Genomic DNA, 18,045 nt, shown 5'->3' on the forward strand with positions numbered 1-18,045 from the left:
CGTCGCCCACGCCGACGGCGAGGGTGCCGTCGTCGAGCGCGCGGGCGGTGTCGACGACGGTCGCGACCGACCGGGCGGGCAGGCGCAGGTGGTCCGCCGCGGAGGCCGCGACCTGCGCCGCCGTCGGGAACAGGCGCGTGAGCCCCGGGACGGCGGAGGCGTACGGCGTGCCCGCGCCGGCCGCGAGCCGGCCCAGGTGCGTGCGCGCGGCGGCGACGCTGATCTGCTGCCCGACGATGGCACGCACCACGATCTCGTGCGGGTCCACCGTGCCGGGGAGGCGCAGGCCCTGGGCGCGGGCGACGAGGGGCGCGAGCGCCGGGTCGTCGGCGAGGGAGGTGTCGACCGCGGCCGGGTCGGCGTCCAGGTCGAGCAGCCGGCGCAACCGGGCGACGGCCACGGAGACGTCGGCCGCCGACGCGAGCTCCAGGCGCACGGCGACGCGGCCCGGGCCCACGCCCGGCCCGGCCAGGACCTCCGCCGCGCCCGGCCCGTGGGGGAGCAGCAGCGTGCGGGCGTACCGCACGTCGTCGCCGTCGAGGTCCGCGACCTCCACGCCGTCGACGGCGCGCGCCGCGAGGAACGCGACGACGCCGCGGGCGTCGAACGGCTCGCGCACGGGCAGCTCCAGGTCGAGCCGGACGCGCGCGACGCAGCCGCCCGGCTCGCCTTCCAGCACGCGATCCGTCGCGGTATCGGGGCCGATGGCGCGGGGGATCGCGTGCTGGAAGGCAGGGCGGCGGCGGGCGCGGGCGCGCAGGTCGCTGGGCGTCGTGTCGAAGACCTCCACGACGGTGTCGTTGAACTGGCGGATCGAGCCGAACCCGGCCGCGAACGCGACGTCCGCGAGCGGCAGGTCGGTGCCGACGACGAGGCTGCGCGCGGTCTGCGCCCGCTGCGCGCGGGCCAGGGCGAGTGGGCCGGCGCCGAGCTCGGCGGTGAGCAGGCGGTGCACGTGGCGCGCGCTGTACCCGAGGCGGGACGCGAGCCCGTCCGTGCCCTCGCGGTCCACGACGCCGTCGGCGATGAGGCGCATCGCCCGTCCGGCGAGGTCGTGCCGCAGGTCCCAGGCGGGCGTGCCGGGCGCGGCCTCGGGCAGGCACCGCTTGCAGGCCCGGTACCCGGCCTCGTGCGCGGCCGCCGACGTGAGGTAGAAGGTGACGTTCTGCGGCTTGGGGGTGCGCGCCGGGCACGAGGGGCGGCAGTAGATGCCGGTGGACCGCACCGCCGTGAAGAACTGCCCGTCGAACCGGGTGTCCCGCGCGGCGATGGCGCGGTACCGCTCCTCGAACTCCCGCGCGTCCGGGACGCCCGGGGCGGGCGCGTCGGGTGGGGCTGTCGTCGTCATGCCCCCATCCTCGCGCGCCCCACCGACCCGGCGCTGGCGGGAATCGGACACGGCCGTGGGCCCGTTCGACCGGGCGCGCGTCAGGCGTGGGGGAGGGCCTCGATCCAGTCGAGGACGGCGGCGAGGTAGGCGTCGCGGGCGGGTCGCGGCGACAGGGCCAGGTCGTGGGTGCCGCCGGCGACGGTGCGCACGGTGACGTCGCCCCCGAGCCGCCGCGCCCGCTCGCGCATGTGCGCGACGTCGAGCACGGTGTCGGTGGTGAGGTGCTGGTCGGCGGTGGACCGGTCGGAGGTGAGCACCAGCACCGGGACCCGGAGCCCGAGGCCGCGCGCGAGGCGGCGCTGGGCGCGCAGCACCGACCGCAGCCAGGCGGCCCGGACGGCGAACGGCTCGTGCGGCTTCCACGCCGCGTCGAAGTCCCACTCCCCGCCAAAGGTGCGGTGCAGGGCGCGTGCGTAGCCGTCGTCGAGGTGGTTCACGACGGCGCGCGGTGCGACGACGCCGAGGGCCTCGACGAGCGCGGTGGCGCCGAGCCGCACCGGGCGGGGCTTGTTGAGCTGGACCCACGGGCTGTTGAGGACGAGCGCGTCCGCCCGGCCCGGGCGGGCCGCGGCCCACAGCGGGGCCACGAGGCCGCCCGTGGAGTGGCCGAGCACCACCAGCCGCTGGTGCCCCGCGGCCCGGACGACGGCGGCCGCGGCGTCGAGGTCCTGCGCGTACGCCGCGATGTCGCGCACCTGGTTCGGGTCGCCGCCGGCGGCCACCTGGGCGTCCCAGGCGCGCCCGTGCCCGCGCAGGTCGACGGCGTAGAACGCGAGCCCGCGGTCGGCGACGGCCGCCGCGAGGTGCGGGTGGAAGAAGTAGTCGGCGAACCCGTGCACGTACAGCACCGCCGTGCGCGCGACGGGTCCCCGGCGCCCCGGCGGGCCGTCGTCGTCGGGCGTGGAGGGCACGTGCCGCACCAGCACCGCCTCCGCGCCGCCCGGCAGGGGCAGGGTGCGCGCCCGGAACTCCGGGCCGAGGACGTCCTCGCGCCACGCCCCGGGGCCAGGTCGTGGCGCGGTCGGCGCGTCAGGCACCCTGCGAGGGACCGGACGGGCGGCCCTCGTCGCCGGTCTCGGGACCGGCGTCGGTCCCGGGCTCGGGCTCCGGCGCGGGCTCGGCGTCGGGCGCGGGGGCCTGACGGACGGTGTCCTCCTCGCCCGGGCGGCCGGGCTCCAGCGGCTCCGCGACGGGGCCGGTGGTGGGGGCCGCGGGCGGCGCCGTCTCGGGCGCGGCCTCCGGCTCGAGCGGCGCGGCCACGGGGCCGGTCGTCGGCTCGTCGGCGGGGCGGGCGGGCGCGCCGAAGACCTGCTCCTCCGGCGTCGGACCGGCGGCGGGCACGGCCCCCGGGGCGGCCTGCGCGGCGAGGGCGGCGTCGCCGGTCGCGGTGCCGGTGACCGGCGCGGGGCGGCGGTTGTTCCGCACGACGAACCACACGACGAGGCCGATGACGACCAGCCCGACCACGAGGCCGACGATCCACCACGGGAAGCTGCTGCCGGCGGTGGCGGCGCCGACGGCGTGGATCTCAGTGTTCTCGCCGACCTGCGGCGTCCAGGTGACGGTGTTGCCGTCGACGGTGCCGGTGGCGTCGCTGACCGGGCCGGGGAACGTGATGGCGAGCCGCACGTCGAAGGCGTCCCGGACGTCCTGCGGCAGCTGCTCCAGCTCCTCGGAGCCCTCGGAGAGGTTCATGGTCCCGTCGACGACGTAGGTGTCGCCGTCGCGCGTGATGCTGAGCGACTCGTCGTCCCCGCCGGAGATGTCGCTGATGGGCGCGTCGCTGAACGTGTACCGCGTGCCCGTGTACTCGTCGTCGGAGTAGGGCTCCTGCGTGGCGCCCTCGGGCAGCCCCTGGCTCATCTCGCCGCCCGCCTGGTCCCAGAGCTCGCCGGGCTCCATCCCCATGGTCTCGGCGAGGCTGTTGGAGACGGCCATGACGATCGTGCCGGAGACGGTGTCGTCCTCCGAGAGTGTCATGTCCATGTCGACCTTCATGCACCCGGCGAGGGCGAGGAGGCCGACGGCGGCCAGGACCGCCGCGATCGCGGTGCGGAGGCGGCGCACGGGGCCGCGGGCTGGAGTGGTCACCGGCCCAGCATCCCGCAGCGGCCGTCCGCGAGCCACCCGGCGTCCCGAGCGGCTTGCGATCAAAGTTGAGCGGAATAGACTCAACTTTGCCGACGTTCCCCCGACAGACGTCTTTCCCGTGTCACCGCACGTCATCCCGGAGGTCCCATGGACATCAAGCTCACGACCATGTCGCAGCAGGCGCTCGGCGACGCCGTCCAGTCGGCGTCGGCCGCGGGCAACCCCCAGCTCGAGCCCGTGCACCTGCTGCAGGCGCTGCTCCACCAGACGGGCGGCGTCGCCGTCGGCCTGCTCGACGCCGTCGGCGCGAACGCCCAGCAGATCGGCCAGCGCGCCCGCGCGGCCCTCGTCGCCCTGCCGCAGGCCAGCGGCTCCGCCGTCGCGCAGCCCGCGCCGTCGCGCGCGATGAGCGCCGTGCTGGAGAACGCCGGCAAGGAGGCCGAGGCGCTCGGCGACGAGTACGTCTCGACCGAGCACCTGCTCATCGCCCTGGCGGCCGGCCAGTCCGCCGCCGCCCAGGCGCTGAGCGAGGCGGGCGCCACCGCCGACGCGCTGCGCGCCGCGCTGCCCGCCGTCCGCGGCTCGTCCCGGGTCACCAGCCCCGACCCCGAGGGCACGTACAAGGCGCTGGAGCAGTACGGCAGCGACCTCACCCAGCGCGCCCGCGACGGCAGGCTCGACCCGGTCATCGGCCGCGACTCCGAGATCCGCCGCGTCGTGCAGGTGCTGAGTCGTCGCACCAAGAACAACCCCGTCCTCATCGGCGAGCCCGGCGTCGGCAAGACCGCCGTCGTCGAGGGCCTGGCCCAGCGCATCGTCGCGGGCGACGTCCCGACCTCCCTCCAGGGCAAGCGCCTCGTCGCGCTCGACCTGGCCGGCATGGTGGCGGGCGCCAAGTACCGGGGCGAGTTCGAGGAGCGGCTCAAGGCCGTGCTCGAGGAGATCACCGCGTCGGACGGCGAGGTCATCACCTTCATCGACGAGCTGCACACCGTCGTCGGCGCGGGCGCCGGCGGCGAGGGCGCCATGGACGCGGGCAACATGCTCAAGCCGATGCTCGCCCGCGGCGAGCTGCGCCTGGTCGGCGCCACGACCCTCGACGAGTACCGCGAGCACATCGAGAAGGACCCGGCCCTCGAGCGCCGGTTCCAGCAGGTGTTCGTCGGCGAGCCGTCCGTGGAGGACACCGTCGCCATCCTGCGCGGGCTCAAGGAACGGTACGAGGCGCACCACAAGGTGACGATCGCCGACTCCGCGCTCGTCGCCGCGGCCGCGCTGTCCGACCGGTACATCACGGGCCGGCAGCTGCCCGACAAGGCGATCGACCTCGTCGACGAGGCCGCGTCGCGCCTGCGCATGGAGATGGACTCCTCGCCCGTCGAGATCGACGAGCTGCAGCGCGCCGTCACGCGCCTCGAGATGGAGGAGGTCGTGCTCAAGGAGTCCGACGACCTCGCGTCGACGGAGCGCCTGGAGCGGCTGCGGGCCGACCTCGCGGACACCCGCGAGCGCCTCGCCGCGCTCACCGCGCGGTGGGAGTCGGAGAAGGCCGGGCACAACCGCGTCGGCGACCTGCGCGCCCGCATCGACGAGCTGCGCACCGAGTCCGACCGGCTGCAGCGCGAGGGCGACCTCGAGTCCGCCGCCCGCCTGCTGTACGGGGAGATCCCGCAGGTCGAGCGCGAGCTCGCCGAGGCCGAGCGCGCCGAGGCGTCGCAGGAGGCCGAGGGTGCCGCGGAGCACGAGGCGCCGATGATCGCCGACAAGGTGGGCTCCGACGAGATCGCCGAGGTGGTCTCCGCCTGGACGGGCATCCCCGCCGGGCGTCTGCTGCAGGGCGAGTCCGAGAAGCTCCTGCACATGGAGGACGTCATCGGCGAGCGGCTCATCGGCCAGACGGCCGCGGTGCGCGCGGTGTCCGACGCCGTGCGGCGCTCGCGGGCCGGCGTGGCCGACCCCGACCGCCCGACCGGGTCGTTCCTCTTCCTCGGCCCGACCGGCGTCGGCAAGACGGAGCTGGCCAAGTCGCTCGCGGACTTCCTGTTCGACGACGAGCGCGCCATGGTGCGCATCGACATGTCCGAGTACTCGGAGAAGCACTCCGTGTCGCGGCTGGTCGGCGCCCCTCCGGGGTACGTCGGCTACGAGGAGGGCGGGCAGCTCACCGAGGCCGTGCGGCGGCGCCCGTACTCCGTCGTCCTGCTGGACGAGGTGGAGAAGGCGCACCCCGAGGTCTTCGACATCCTGCTGCAGGTGCTCGACGACGGCCGCCTCACCGACGGCCAGGGCCGCACGGTCGACTTCCGCAACGTCATCCTCGTGCTGACGTCGAACCTGGGCTCGCAGTTCCTCGTGGACCCGGCGCTGGACGACGCCGCCCGCCGCGAGGCGGTCATGGCGGCCGTACGCGCGTCGTTCAAGCCGGAGTTCCTCAACCGGCTCGACGACGTCGTGATCTTCGACGCGCTGAACGTCGAGGAGCTGGGGGAGATCGTCGACCTGCAGGTGGCGGCGTTCGCGAAGCGGCTGGCCGACCGGCGCATCACGGTGGACGTCACGCCCGCCGCGCGCGAGTGGCTGGCGCTGGAGGGCTTCGACCCGGCGTACGGCGCCCGGCCTCTGCGCCGCCTGGTGCAGCGCGAGATCGGCGACCGGCTCGCGAAGGAGCTGCTGTCGGGGGCGGTGTCCGACGGCGGCACCGTGGTCGTCGACCGGGCGGCGGACGCCGCGGGGCTCGTCGTCACGCCGAGGTAGTTCGAGCTGGCTCGAGGTCGCTCGAGGGAGTTCGAGAGCACGAGGGGGCGGTCCGCGTCGTGCGGACCGCCCCTTCGTGCTCTCGGCGAACCTCGTCCTGCCGCGGCAGGGTCACATGCGGATGAAGCGCGGGTTGTCCTGCCAGATGTGGCGCTTCACGACGCCGACGCCGGGGCGCGCGGCCTCGACCTGCTTGCCGTTGCCGACGTAGACCGCGACGTGGCCGGGCGTCCAGATGAGGTCGCCCGGGCGGGCGTTCTTGCGGGAGACCGCCTTGCCGTGGTTCTTCTGGGCCGACGAGGAGCGCGGCAGGGTCTTGCCGGTGGCCTTCTTGTAGACGTACTTCGTGAGGCCGGAGCAGTCGAAGGCGTTCGGCCCGTTCGCGCCGTACACATAGCGGTCGCCGACCTGCGCCTGGGCGACGCGCACGATCTTCTGGCCGCGGGTGAGCTTCACGGCCTTCACGCCGACCGTGCGGGTCGAGGTCGTGCGCAGCGCGCTGCCCGACGGGTTGACGACCACGCGCGCCGCGTTCTTGCCGTTGCGGTAGTGCGCCGACGACGGCGAGAAGGTGGCCTTCCCGTGGCGCAGGGTCTTCACCTGGACGCTCTTGCCGCTGATCCGGAGGCGCACCTTGCCGGAGACGGCCTTGCCCTGGTGCGAGACCTTGACCTTGTACACGGGCCGGGTGCCCTGGCCGGCGGTGATCGAGTGCTTGGACACGGAGAGGGTGGCGCGCGGTGCGGGGGCCGAGGCCGTCTTGACGGCGGTCGCCGGTGCCGCGGAGGCGTGGGGGGCGGCGGCGATGAGGCCACCGCCGGTGAGAGCGCCGGCGACGGCGAGGGCGATGATCGCCCGGCGGGGCCGGCGGGCGGCCGCGGCGGCGGTGCCGGGGCGTGCGGCATCGAGGGACGTGGACATGGGGCGTGACCTCCAGCCTGCGAGATGAGCTGTCGGGTGAGGCCGAGATCGTTGGCCCGCCACCAGTGGTGGCTGAACCCCAAGGCCGGGAGCGTCCGGGCGGTGTGCCCGGGCGGCCGGCCGGAAGTGGGTCTCCCGCTGCTGCCGTGAGATTCGTGGTCACCGCGACGCCGGCAGCACTCGGCTGCGTCCCGGTCGGCCGGCACCCGTTGCTAGGTGCGGTCGAGGGACGCTAACCCTGCGGACCCTTCGAGGTCACGTTCCGGTAACAGGACCTGCGTGTGGTTGCCGCGGGCGCCGGTGGGCATCCGTGCTGGACGAGTCCGGGCAAGCCGGGCCGAACCGGGCGCGGTCGCGAGATACCGGATGTGACGAAGATCACTGTAGGAATCCACCCGTGGGTGGATATCGAGGACCGACCTGCCCGTGCGGGGCGACGCCGGGGCTCAGGGCAGGAGGTCGACCGCCCCGGGGGAGGGGGAGACCGCGACGCACAGCCCTGTCCGGTCGCCGGCCGACCAGCCGTCCTCGGACGGGGTGAGGACGACGAAGGCGAGCCCCTCGACCTCCCGCCCGGCGGCGCCCAGCAGCCCGGGCCCGCAGTCGGCGGACGCCTTGCGCACGAGCGCGTCGTGACCGGGCCACACGGCGCCGGCGGCGGAGTCTGTGCGCCCCACCACCTGCGCCCCGTGCTCGCCCGCGCACGGCACGACGGTCACCCGGCCGACGTCGCCGGGCGGGAGGTCCCGCAGGCACGACCCGAGCACGAGCTGCACGGCGTTCACCTCGCGCGCACCGTTCACCGCGGCCGGCACGGGGGCGGTCGCCCGGTCGCGCGCCGTCGTGACCCCGATCGTGACGGCGCCGCCCACGACGGCGAGCGCGACCACCGCCACGGCCGCGCGACCTGCGAGCCGGCGTGCCCGGGCCGTGCCGTCGCCCCCGGGCGCGGCGGCCCCCGGCGCGGCGTCGCGGGGAGGCGCCGCGCCGTCGTCGCCCGCCCCCGGCGGGCCGAGCTCGGCGAGGTCGGCGAGGCCTTCCGTCGGCAGCACGCCCGCCGGCGTCGGCGCGGCGAACACCGGCTCCGCGGGTGTCGTGGCGGGCTGGTTCGGGTCGCGCTGGTCCGGGTCGGTCACGAGTGCTCCGTGCGCGTCAGGCCGGGTCGGCGAGGTCGAGGATCACCGGGACGTGGTCGCTGGCACCCTTGCCCTTGCGCTCGTCGCGGTCGATGACGACGCCGGTCACGCGCTCGCGCACGGCGGGGGAGGCGTAGGCGAAGTCGATGCGCAGACCCTTGTTCCGGGGGAACGCGAGCTGCTGGTAGTCCCAGTACGTGTACGTGTGCTCGGCGGGCAGGTGCTCGCGCGTCACCTCGGTGTACCCGGCCGTCGCGAACGCCGTGAACGCCTCCCGCTCGGCGGGGGTCACGTGGGTGTGGCCCTGGAACGCGGCGGGGTCGTAGACGTCCGTGTCCAGCGGGATGACGTTCCAGTCGCCGACGAGCGCGACCTGGGTTCGGGGGTCGTCCGCGAGCCAGCCGGCCGCGGCGTCGCGCAGGGCGCCCAGCCAGTCCAGCTTGTACGCGTAGTGCGGGTCGCCCACCGCCCGGCCGTGCGGCACGTAGAGCGACCACACGCGCACGCCGCCGCAGGTGGCGCCCAGCGCCCGGGCCTCGACCGGCGGCGGCACGTCGAGGAGGGTGGCCGCGGGTGCCTCGTCGGGTGACGGGTCGGGGGCCTCGGCGGGCGCGTCGTCCTCGGGCGCCGGCGCGGCGGCGGGCTTGGCGAACCCTGGCTGGCCCGGGAACGACGTCTCGACGTCCGCGATCCCGACCCGCGACGCGATGGCGACGCCGTTCCACGCCGAGTGCCCGGTGTGCGCCACCTGGTAGCCGGCGGCCTCGAACGCCGCGTGGGGGAACTGCTCGTCGCGGCACTTGGTCTCCTGGATGGCGAGCACGTCCGTGCCCGAACGCTCCAGGAAGGCGATCACCCGGTCGACGCGGGCACGGACGGAGTTGACGTTCCAGGTCGCGAGGCGCACGGGCGCCAGGCTACCGGCGGCCGCCGACGCGGCCGGCCGCTCATCCCCACGTCGCCGTGCCCGGGTCGACGCCGTGGGCGCGGGCGTTCGCGTCGATCACCTCGCTCAGCCACGCCGTCAGCCCGGGCTGCCGCGCGTCGTGGTTCGCGGTGAACTCGGGGTCCGCCGCATACATCCGGCCGATGACGACGTGCATCGAGTGCGTGACGTCGAAGTAGGCGCCGAGCGACGCGCGGTGCCGCTCGGCCAGCGCGTCCGCCTCGGCGCTGCCCGGCCGCACGCCGCGCGCCCTCGCGTCGGCGAGCGCGGCGAGGACGGCCTCGGCCTCCGCCGCGACGTCCTGCCACTCCTCAGGGGTGCGCTCGGCCGCCCGCTCGGCGAACTGGGCCCACTGGTCGGTGTCGCCCCACCGCTCGCGCGCACCCTCCGCCCACGACGGCTGCCAGCGGTCCCCGAACAGCGCGACCTGCTCCTCGGGCGAGAGCAGCACGCCGCGCTCGCGGGCCTCGACCAGCCGGTCGAGGGCGTCGGCGGCCCGCCCCAGGCGGCGCAGGCGCTCGCGCACGAGGTCGCGCTGGCGGCGCAGGGACGCGTCCGCCCCCTCGGGCGCGTCGAGCAGGGCCGCGATCTCCTCGAGCGGCACGTCGAGCTCGCGGTACAGCACCACGCGGTGCACGCGCGTCAGGTCCGACGGCGTGTACAGGCGGTAGCCGGCGGCCGTGCGTGCGGACGGGCGCACCAGCCCCACGGCGTCCCAGTGGTGCAGCGTGCGGACGGTGACGCCCGCGGCCCGCGCCGCGGCGCCGACGGTCAGCCCGTCGGCACCGCGCGCAGGCTGGGGGCGGGACGCCATGGCGCCCAGTCTGCCCGCGGCGCCCGGGTGCCCGCCCCCGCGCGCCCACGGGCCGGTCATCCCTCGGCGCCGAAGCCCAGCTCGTCGCGCACCGTCTGCGCCTCGGGGCTGCTCGGGTCCCACGGCCGGGCGGCCGTCATGATCACGCGCGTCCTCTCGGGGGTCACGACCTCCAGGTCGAGGGTGCCCCACGGCTGCACCCGCGGACCGGTGGTCGAGCCGGGCGCGACGCGCTCGCACGCGGCCGCGACGGCGTCGATCTCGTCCTGCACGCACGAGAAGCTCACGGTCGTCGGGCCGGCCTCGGCGGCAGGGGTCCCGGGGACGAGCAGCACGTCCTGGAAGGCCCACCGGCGCAGGTGCACCACCGTGCCCGGGGCGGCGAAGAGCTCGAAGAAGCCGAGACCGTTCACCCAGAAGTCGGTGGACGCCTCGAGGTCGTGGGTGGGGACGTTGAGGAACATCGGCATGCCGTAGATGCCGCGGAACTGCTCCGGCGGCTGCACGCCGGGGCCGGGCTGCGGCACGGGGCTGATGCTGAAGGCGGGAAAGGTGGTGTCGGTCATGCGGCCAGCCTGGAGCCTGACGTCGCGTGAGGGTCAAGCGGGCGGCCGCCACGCTCTAGGCTGCCCCCATGGGAACCGCGCTCGTCACCGGCGCCACCGCCGGCCTCGGCCTGGAGTTCGTCTGGCAGCTCGCCACCGCACGCCACGACGTCGTGATCGTGGCGCGCGACGGCGACCGCCTGGAGCAGGTCGCGGCACAGGTGCGCGCCGCGGCCGGGGTGCGCGTGGAGGTGCTGCCGGCGGACCTGTCCGTGCCGGAGGACCTGGAGCGGGTCGCCGCCCGGCTCGCCGTCACCGGCGACGAGGCGGACGACGACCGCCGCCCCGTGGGCCTGCTCGTCAACAACGCCGGGTTCGCGACGGCGCAGCGGTTCGTCGGCGGCGACCTCGCCGTCGAGCTCTCGGCGCTGGACGTGATGGTGCGCGCCGTGCTCGTGCTCTCCCACGCCGCCGCGGGTCAGATGACGGCCCGCGGGCGAGGCGCGATCCTCAACGTGGCGTCGGTCGCCGCGCTCACCGCCGGCGGCACCTACGCCGCGGCGAAGGCGTACGTCCGGTCGCTCACGGAGGGGCTCGCCGTCGAGCTCAAGGGCACGGGCGTCACCGCCACGGTGCTCTGCCCCGGGTTCGTGCACACGGAGTTCCACGACCGGGCGGGCGTCGACATGTCCACCGTCCCGGACGTCGGGTGGCTCGACGCCCCGACCGTCGTGTCCGAGGCGCTCGCGGACGTGCGCCGCGGCGTCGTCATCTCGACGCCGTCCGTCCGTTACAAGGCGGCCTCGGCGCTGCTGCGCCTCGCCCCGCGCGCCGCGGTGCGCGCCGTCGGCAAGTACCGCTGACCTCGGCCGTCGTCGACCACGAGCGAGGACCGGCCGCCCGGCCCACGATGGTGGCGTGATCCGGGGGACGACGCCGGCGACGGCCGCCGGGGGCGGCCGGGACGCCGTTCCCGGCGGCGACGCGCTGGACTACCGCGACCTCTTCGACGCGGTGGCCGTGCCGAAGATCGTCCTGGACCCCGACCTCGTCGTGCTCGACGCCAACCGCTCGTACACCGAGCTGCTCGGGGTGCCGGCCGACGCCCTGGTCGGGCGCACGCTGGCCGACGCCCTGGCGCAGGTGCCGGGGGGCCCGCCTCCCGTGCCCCGGGCCCTCGAGGCGATCGACCGCTGCCTGCGCACCGGGATGCCCGAGGTCGTCGAGCCGGCGCGCTGGGACCTGCCGGACCGCCGCACGGGCGAGTCCGGGCCGCGGTACTGGATGCTCCTGGTGCTGCCGGTCACGCGGGCGGGGGACGCCGCGGTGCGGGCCGTCGTCGTCCGCGTGGAGGAGGTCGACGCGGCCGACGTCGAGGACGCGGACGGGCGCGCCACCCCGGAGCGCATGTCGTGGCACAGCACGGTGGCCCGGATGCGCGCGACGGCGGCCGCCGAGCGCGAGGCGGCCGTCACCCTGCAGTCCTCGGTCCTCACCGCGCCGCCGGACGTCCCGGGCCTCGCCGTCGACGTCCGCTACCAGCCGGCGAACCGGATCACGAGGGTGGGCGGCGACTGGTACGACGTCGTGCTGCGCGAGTCGGGCCGGACGGTGCTGGTCCTGGGCGACGTGGCGGGCCACGACGTCGACGCCGCGGCCACGATGACGCACCTCAAGGGCGTGCTGCGCACCGTCGCGGTCGAGGACGACGCCGGCCCCGCCACCGTCCTCGACCGGGCCGAGCGCGCCGCCGCCGCGCTGCGGATCGAGGCGTTCGCCGCCGTCACGGTCGCCGTCGTCGACCCGCCCGCGCCCGACGGGTCGCGGCGCGTCACCTGGGCGCGCGCCGGGTCGCTGCCGCCGCTCGTGCGGCGCCCGGACCTCGGCGCCGAGCTCGTCGACCAGCGTCCCGGCCGGCTGTTCGGCCTGCTCCTGCCCAAGGAGCGGCCGGAGTCCACCGTCGTGCTCGGGCCCGGTGCGTCGCTGCTGCTCTTCACCGACGGCCTGGTCGAGCGGCGGGGCGAGCTGCTGACCGACTCCCTGGAGCACCTGCGCCAGGACGTGGAGCAGGTGGTGGACCTGCGGCTCGAGCGCCTGGCCGACTGCGTGCTGGCCCGCAGCACGCCGATCCGGGGCGCCGACGACGTGGCGCTGGTCGCGCTCCAGGTGGACGGCGCCCCCGCGGGCGGGCCGGAGGCCGTCGGTACGATGACCGGGTGACCTCCTCGGATACCGCCTTCGGCCCCACGCCCCGCGAGCAGCTGCGCGACCTCATCACCGAGCTCGCCGTCGTGCACGGCAAGGTGACGCTCTCCTCCGGCAAGGAGGCCGACTACTACGTCGACCTGCGCCGCATCACGCTGCACCACCGCGCGGCCCCGCTGGTGGGCCACGTGCTGCTCGACCACCTCGAGGAGGTCGGCCTCGGCACGGCGGAGGTGGACGCCGTGGGCGGCCTGACCCTCGGCGCCGACCCGATCGCGGACGCCCTGCTGCACGCCGCGGCGTCGCGCGGGCAGGACCTCGACGCGTTCGTCGTCCGCAAGGCGGCCAAGGCGCACGGCATGCAGCGCCAGATCGAGGGCCCCGAGGTCGCGGGCCGCCGGGTCGTGGTCCTCGAGGACACCACGACGACCGGAGGATCGCCCATCGCGGCCATCGAGGCGCTGCGCGCCGCGGGCGCCGAGGTGCTCGGCTGCGCCACGATCGTCGACCGCGCCACCGGCGCCGGCGAGAAGATCGAGGCCCTCGGCGTGCCCTACCACTACCTCTACGACCTGGCCGACCTGGGCCTCGCGTGAGCCGGCCGGCCGCGCGCCGGCCGAGCCTCGCGATCCTCGTCGTCCCGGGGGCGGTGATCGCGCTCTGCGCGGTGCTCGCCGGCCTCGGCACGATCGAGACGTGGGTCGTGTACGTCCTGGTGCCCGTCGCGGCCGTCGTCGCGGGGCTCGGGTACCTGCGGGCCCAGCGCCGGTTCGTCCAGCGCCGCGGGGAGGACGTCGGCAGGCTCGTCGCGGCCGGGCGGTGGACGGCGTACGGGGGCGAGCACCCCGAGGCGCCGCGGGACGCGCTGTCGTTCCCGAGGCGTGAGCCGCTCGCGAGCGACGTCGGGCACACGTTCGGCGAGGTGCTGCGCGCACGGGTGGACGGGCGCGACGTGTGGTCGCTCGAGCTGGGCGTGCAGTACCGCTCGGGCGGCACGGTCACCGAGACCGGCGCCCGGGAGTCCGGGCCGGCGACGCTGTCCGACCCGTTCCACGTCGTCCTCACGCACCTCGACCGCGGTCACGGGCTGGTGGAGGTGTCCGCCGCGCGCGCGACCAACGCGCTGCGGGCCGACGTCGAGGTCGGGGTGCCGGACTTCGACCGCGCGTTCCGCGTGACCACCGAGAGCGAGCGCACCGCCCGCGCGTGGCTCGGCGACGGGTGCGGTGCGGACTTGGCGCGGCAAGGCGCCGACGCGCTGCACGGCGGCCGGCTGCGGCTCGACGGCCGCACGCTGGTCTGGTGGCGCAAGGGCCCGCAGGACCTGGACGCGCTCGACGACGTCGCGCGGCTCGTCACGCGGGCCGCGGCCTTCCTGCCGCGCTGACGGATCAGCGGCGCCGGCGGCCGAGCAGGAAGCCGCCGCCCAGGCCGACCAGCAGCGTGCCGACCCCGAACAGCACCGACATCACCACGAGCCTCGACGACCCCGGGACGAACGTCGTGCCGGACAGCGGGGCGTACGCGAACCAGCCGAACGACGCGTACCCGGCGGGGCGGGTCAGCACCCAGACGATCATGCCGGCGCCGACCACCATCGAGAGCACCGCGATCACGGTGTCGCGTCGTCTCCGGGAGTCGCCGGGCTCAGGCACCGGCGCGTCGCCGTCAGACACGGCCGATGAGGTCGGCGATCGAGTCGACGACGTGCGACGGCCGGAACGGGTAGGTGTCGACCTCGGCGGCGGTGGTGGAGCCGGTCATGACGAGGAACGTCTCCAGTCCCGCCTCGATGCCGGCGACGACGTCGGTGTCCATGCGGTCGCCGATCATCGCCGTCACCTCGGAGTGGGCGTCGATCCGGTTGAGCGCGGAGCGGAACATCATCGGGTTGGGCTTGCCCACGTAGTACGGCGAGCGGCCCGTGGCGGCCTGGATCATCGCCGCGACGGCGCCGGTGGCCGGCAGCGGGCCCTCGGCGGACGGGCCGGTGGTGTCCGGGTTGGTGGCGATGAAGCGGGCGCCGTCGCGCACCAGGCGGATCGCCTTGGTGATGGCGGTGAACGAGTAGGTGCGCGTCTCGCCGAGCACCACGTAGTCCGGGTTCGACTCGGTGAGGGTGTACCCCGCCTCGTAGAGGGCGGTGGTGAGGCCGGCCTCCCCGATCACGTACGCCGACCCGTTGGGGATCTGGTCGGTGAGGAACTGCCCCGTCGCGAGCGCCGACGTCCAGATCGCCTCCTCCGGCACGTCGATGCCGGACGTCGCCAGGCGGGCGCGCAGGTCGCGCGGCGTGAAGATCGAGTTGTTCGTCAGGACGAGGAACGGGCGCTCCGCGTCGCGCAGCGTCCGGATGAACTCCGGCGCCCCGGGGATGGCCTGGCCCTCGTGCACGAGGACGCCGTCCATGTCGGTCAGCCAGCACTCGATGCGTCGTTCGCTCACGCCGCTCACCCTAGTGGGCGGGGCGGCCCCGCGCGTGCGACAGGATGGGCGCATGACGACGATCGCGGTGGTGGGCGGTACCGGTCAGGCCGGGCGCGCCGTGGCGCGGGAGGCGGCGTCGCGCGGTCACGCGGTGCGGGTGGTCTCGCGGCGGCGCCCTGCGGACCTGGAGCGGGGGACGGCGCACCACGTGGTGGACCTCCTCGACGACGACGAGGCGCGGGTCGCGGGCGCGCTCGCCGCCGCGTTCGACGGCGCCGACGCCGTGGTCGACACCAGCAACGGGATGACGCCCGCCGCGCAGGCCGTCTTCACGGCCGGCGCGCTGCGGGTCGCGGAGGCCGCGGGGAGGGCGGGCGCCGGGCGCGCCGTCGTGCTCTCGATCGCGGCGGTCGACCGCAGCGGGTACGGGTACTACCGGGCGCACGCCGAGCAGGAACGCGTGTACGCCGCGGGGCCGGTGCCCGCGACGATCGTGCGGGCCACGCAGTTCCACGAGTTCCTCGACCTCTTCCTCGGCCGCGGCAGCCGCCTCGGGGCCTGGTCGCGGCTCGGGCTGCTGCCGTACCCGCGCGGCTGCCGCTTCCAGACGATCGACCTGCGCGACGTCGCCCGCGCGCTCGTGGACGCGGCCGAGGGCGCCGACCCGCTCGGGGTCGCGCCCACCACGGGCCCGTCCGGCGCGCCGACCGCCACCGTCGGCGGGCCGCAGGTGCTCGACGCGCGGACGATGGCGGCCGCCTGGCGGCGGTCGCACGGCTCCCGCCGGCTGCCGGTCGGGGTGCCGCTCCCCGGCGCGCTCGGTGAGTTCTTCCGCGCCGGGCGCAACCTCGTGCCCGACGCCGCGGTGGGCACGATCACCTACGACCAGTGGCTGGCCGGGCGGTGAGGGGGACCGCGGGCGAGCCCGAGCGCGAGGTCGGCGTCGGCCCGTGGCCCGGCGGGCCGGAGGCGTGGCCCCGGCTGCCCGACGGCGCCCCCGACCCGCGCTACGACCCCGAGCTGCTGGCGCACGGCGACCGCCGCAACGTCGTCGACCGGTACCGGTACTGGACCGTCGAGGCGGTGGTCGCCGACCTCGACGCCCGCCGCCCGGCCGGCCGGGAGCTGCACGTCGCCATCGAGAACTGGGCGCACGACCTCAACATCGGCTCCGTGGTCCGCACGGCCAACGCGTTCAACGCGGCCGGGGTGCACGTCGTCGGCCGCCGGCGGTGGAACCGGCGCGGCGCGATGGTCACCGACCGCTACCTGCACACCCACCACCACCCGGACGCGGCGGCGCTCGCCGCGTGGGCGGCGTCGGCGGACGGCGGGGCCGGCCTGCCGGTGATCGGGATCGACAACGTGCCCGGGTCGGCGCCGCTGGAGGCCTTCGACCTGCCCGCCCGCTGCGTGCTGCTGTTCGGCCAGGAGTCCACGGGCCTGACCCCGGAGGCGCAGGCGGTCTGCGCCGACGTCCTGCACATCACCCAGCACGGCTCCACGCGCTCCCTCAACGCGGGCGCCGCCGGAGCCGTCGCGATGCACGCCTGGGCGGCGCGCTGGCTCGCCCCCGCGGAGCCCGCGTCGTCGCCGCCGTCTCACGGAGCCGACGGCATGTGACTCTCATGACCCGGACGTGAGAAAATCCGGTTGCATGCGGGTCGCACGGCGCCCGTCGCGACGAAGCATCCCGCTGCATCCTCGTACGCCCCGTCATTGGAGTACCGCAGATGCCTATCGCAACCCCCGAGGTCTACGCCGAGATGATCGACCGGGCGAAGGCCGGCAAGTTCGCCTACCCCGCCGTCAACATCACCTCGTCGCAGACCGTGACCGCCGCGCTCCAGGGCTTCGCCGAGGCCGAGTCGGACGGCATCATCCAGGTCTCCGTGGGCGGCGCCGAGTACGCCTCGGGCTCCACCGTGAAGGACCGCGTCGTGGGCTCGCTGGCCCTCGCGGCCTACGCCACCGAGGTCGCGAAGAACTACTCGGTGAACATCGCGATCCACACCGACCACTGCGTCAAGAAGAACCTCGACTCCTGGGTGCGCCCGCTGCTCGCCCTCGAGGCGGAGCAGGTGAAGGCGGGCAAGAACCCGACCTTCCAGTCGCACATGTTCGACGGCTCGGACATCCCCCTGGACGAGAACCTCGTCATCGCCGCGGAGCTGCTCGAGCTCTCGCAGGCCGCGCGCACCATCCTCGAGATCGAGGTCGGCGTCGTGGGCGGCGAGGAGGACGGCCACGAGGCCGAGATCAACGAGAAGCTCTACACGACGGCCGAGGACGGCCTCGCCACCGTGCGTGCGCTCGGTGCCGGCGAGAAGGGCCGCTACCTCACCGCCCTCACCTTCGGCAACGTGCACGGCGTGTACAAGCCGGGTGCCGTGAAGCTGCGTCCGTCGATCCTCGCGGAGATCCAGAAGGCCGTCGGTGCGGAGATCGGCAAGGAGAACCCGTTCGACCTCGTGTTCCACGGTGGCTCCGGCTCCACGGCCGAGGAGATCGCCGAGGCGGTCGACAACGGCGTCATCAAGATGAACATCGACACCGACACGCAGTACGCGTTCTCGCGCCCCGTCGCGGACCACTTCTTCCGCAACTACGACGGCGTCCTCAAGGTGGACGGCGAGGTCGGCAACAAGAAGGCCTACGACCCGCGCGCCTGGGGCAAGCAGGCCGAGGCCGGCATGGCCACCCGCATCGTCGAGGCCGCGCAGCAGCTGCGCTCCGCCGGCCACAAGATGTGATCGTCTTCGCGAGATAGAGAACCTCCCTCGCCGAGATAGAGAAGGGGCGGACCGTAGCGACTA

At 75.4% G+C, this 18,045-nt stretch carries 18 protein-coding genes; 8 read left to right on the plus strand and 10 right to left on the minus strand.

Annotated features, from left to right (window positions below):
- From ACFUVW_RS11350 to ACFUVW_RS11360, 3 genes are all read right to left on the minus strand, one after another.
- Positions 1-1,348, minus strand: a 1,348-nt coding sequence (locus tag ACFUVW_RS11350) for a bifunctional transcriptional activator/DNA repair enzyme AdaA (RefSeq protein ID WP_430571432.1), incomplete at its 3' end; no start/stop codon positions are given.
- A gap of 80 nt (positions 1,349-1,428) precedes the next feature.
- Positions 1,429-2,427 (minus strand): alpha/beta hydrolase, encoded by a 999-nt coding sequence (locus ACFUVW_RS11355; protein ID WP_430571433.1) that lies wholly within the window; start codon positions 2,425-2,427, stop codon positions 1,429-1,431.
- Positions 2,420-3,481, minus strand: a complete 1,062-nt coding sequence (locus ACFUVW_RS11360) for an LppM family (lipo)protein (protein ID WP_430571434.1) — start codon at positions 3,479-3,481, stop codon at positions 2,420-2,422. The genes ACFUVW_RS11355 and ACFUVW_RS11360 overlap by 8 nt, the downstream gene beginning before the upstream one ends.
- A 147-nt stretch (positions 3,482-3,628) precedes the next feature.
- Here ACFUVW_RS11360 and clpB point away from each other — a divergent pair, with 147 nt between their 5' ends.
- A complete protein-coding gene (gene clpB, locus ACFUVW_RS11365; RefSeq protein WP_430571435.1) occupies positions 3,629-6,235 on the plus strand; it encodes an ATP-dependent chaperone ClpB in 2,607 nt (868 codons plus the stop codon).
- 111 nt (positions 6,236-6,346) lie between these two features.
- On the opposite strand, the gene ACFUVW_RS11370 is transcribed toward clpB, so the two are convergent.
- The 5 genes from ACFUVW_RS11370 to ACFUVW_RS11390 form a co-directional block, all read right to left on the minus strand.
- Entirely contained in the window at positions 6,347-7,156 is an 810-nt protein-coding gene (locus ACFUVW_RS11370) for a C40 family peptidase (RefSeq protein WP_430571436.1), read from the minus strand.
- A gap of 446 nt (positions 7,157-7,602) precedes the next feature.
- Positions 7,603-8,292, minus strand: coding sequence for a septum formation family protein (locus ACFUVW_RS11375; RefSeq protein ID WP_430571437.1), 690 nt, complete (start codon positions 8,290-8,292; stop codon positions 7,603-7,605).
- A 16-nt stretch (positions 8,293-8,308) separates the two neighbouring features.
- The gene (locus ACFUVW_RS11380) at positions 8,309-9,199 is read right to left on the minus strand and encodes an exodeoxyribonuclease III (protein WP_430571438.1); all 891 of its coding nucleotides are present in this window, start codon (positions 9,197-9,199) and stop codon (positions 8,309-8,311) included.
- A 40-nt stretch (positions 9,200-9,239) separates the two neighbouring features.
- Positions 9,240-10,052, minus strand: a complete 813-nt coding sequence (locus ACFUVW_RS11385; protein ID WP_430571439.1) for a MerR family transcriptional regulator — start codon at positions 10,050-10,052, stop codon at positions 9,240-9,242.
- 56 nt (positions 10,053-10,108) lie between these two features.
- The gene (locus ACFUVW_RS11390) at positions 10,109-10,618 is read right to left on the minus strand and encodes a VOC family protein (RefSeq protein WP_430571440.1); all 510 of its coding nucleotides are present in this window, start codon (positions 10,616-10,618) and stop codon (positions 10,109-10,111) included.
- Between the two features lie 68 nt (positions 10,619-10,686).
- On the opposite strand from ACFUVW_RS11390, the gene ACFUVW_RS11395 reads away from it, so the two are divergent.
- From ACFUVW_RS11395 to ACFUVW_RS11410, 4 genes are read left to right on the plus strand one after another with little or no spacing between them, the layout of a single operon-like run.
- A complete protein-coding gene (locus tag ACFUVW_RS11395) occupies positions 10,687-11,460 on the plus strand; it encodes an SDR family NAD(P)-dependent oxidoreductase (RefSeq protein ID WP_430571441.1) in 774 nt (257 codons plus the stop codon).
- A gap of 55 nt (positions 11,461-11,515) precedes the next feature.
- Complete coding sequence (locus ACFUVW_RS11400; RefSeq protein ID WP_430571442.1) at positions 11,516-12,817, plus strand: SpoIIE family protein phosphatase; 1,302 nt, start codon at positions 11,516-11,518, stop codon at positions 12,815-12,817.
- Positions 12,814-13,398 (plus strand): orotate phosphoribosyltransferase, encoded by a 585-nt coding sequence (pyrE, locus tag ACFUVW_RS11405; protein ID WP_430571443.1) that lies wholly within the window; start codon positions 12,814-12,816, stop codon positions 13,396-13,398. Before ACFUVW_RS11400 ends, pyrE begins: the two co-directional genes overlap by 4 nt.
- A complete protein-coding gene (locus ACFUVW_RS11410) occupies positions 13,395-14,189 on the plus strand; it encodes a hypothetical protein (RefSeq protein WP_430571444.1) in 795 nt (264 codons plus the stop codon). The genes pyrE and ACFUVW_RS11410 overlap by 4 nt, the downstream gene beginning before the upstream one ends.
- Before the next feature lie 4 nt (positions 14,190-14,193).
- Here the strand turns inward: ACFUVW_RS11410 and ACFUVW_RS11415 are convergent, their stop codons facing one another.
- Together ACFUVW_RS11415 and ACFUVW_RS11420 are read right to left on the minus strand one after the other, a co-directional pair.
- On the minus strand, positions 14,194-14,418 hold the full coding sequence (locus ACFUVW_RS11415; protein WP_430571445.1) for a hypothetical protein: 225 nt from the start codon (positions 14,416-14,418) through the stop codon (positions 14,194-14,196).
- Between the two features lie 52 nt (positions 14,419-14,470).
- Positions 14,471-15,211 carry an HAD-IIA family hydrolase gene (locus ACFUVW_RS11420; RefSeq protein ID WP_430571449.1) on the minus strand — a complete coding sequence of 247 codons (741 nt, stop codon included), beginning with the start codon at positions 15,209-15,211 and terminating at the stop codon, positions 14,471-14,473.
- A gap of 88 nt (positions 15,212-15,299) precedes the next feature.
- On the opposite strand from ACFUVW_RS11420, the gene ACFUVW_RS11425 reads away from it, so the two are divergent.
- The 3 genes from ACFUVW_RS11425 (at position 15,300) to fbaA (ending at position 17,982) form a co-directional block, all read left to right on the plus strand.
- A complete protein-coding gene (locus tag ACFUVW_RS11425; protein WP_430571446.1) occupies positions 15,300-16,136 on the plus strand; it encodes an SDR family oxidoreductase in 837 nt (278 codons plus the stop codon).
- Positions 16,133-16,852: a TrmH family RNA methyltransferase gene (locus ACFUVW_RS11430; RefSeq protein WP_430571447.1), complete on the plus strand. Its 720-nt coding sequence runs from the start codon at positions 16,133-16,135 to the stop codon at positions 16,850-16,852. Before ACFUVW_RS11425 ends, ACFUVW_RS11430 begins: the two co-directional genes overlap by 4 nt.
- Positions 16,853-16,962: 110 nt before the next feature.
- Positions 16,963-17,982, plus strand: coding sequence for a class II fructose-bisphosphate aldolase (gene fbaA / locus ACFUVW_RS11435; RefSeq protein ID WP_430571448.1), 1,020 nt, complete (start codon positions 16,963-16,965; stop codon positions 17,980-17,982).
- The last annotated feature ends 63 nt before the right edge of the window (positions 17,983-18,045 follow it).

The sequence above is a fragment of the Isoptericola sp. NPDC057391 genome (genome assembly GCF_042668085.1).
GTDB lineage: Bacteria > Actinomycetota > Actinomycetes > Actinomycetales > Cellulomonadaceae > Isoptericola.

Coding starts and splice junctions, on each gene's coding strand:
- ACFUVW_RS11395 (WP_430571441.1), top strand. CDS start 10,687: ATGGGAACCGCGCTCGTCACCGGCGCCACCGCCGGCCTCGGCCTGGAG.
- ACFUVW_RS11370 (WP_430571436.1), bottom strand. CDS start 7,156: ATGTCCACGTCCCTCGATGCCGCACGCCCCGGCACCGCCGCCGCGGCC.
- ACFUVW_RS11420 (WP_430571449.1), bottom strand. CDS start 15,211: ATGGACGGCGTCCTCGTGCACGAGGGCCAGGCCATCCCCGGGGCGCCG.
- clpB (WP_430571435.1), top strand. CDS start 3,629: ATGGACATCAAGCTCACGACCATGTCGCAGCAGGCGCTCGGCGACGCC.
- ACFUVW_RS11385 (WP_430571439.1), bottom strand. CDS start 10,052: ATGGCGTCCCGCCCCCAGCCTGCGCGCGGTGCCGACGGGCTGACCGTC.
- ACFUVW_RS11390 (WP_430571440.1), bottom strand. CDS start 10,618: ATGACCGACACCACCTTTCCCGCCTTCAGCATCAGCCCCGTGCCGCAG.
- ACFUVW_RS11425 (WP_430571446.1), top strand. CDS start 15,300: ATGACGACGATCGCGGTGGTGGGCGGTACCGGTCAGGCCGGGCGCGCC.
- fbaA (WP_430571448.1), top strand. CDS start 16,963: ATGCCTATCGCAACCCCCGAGGTCTACGCCGAGATGATCGACCGGGCG.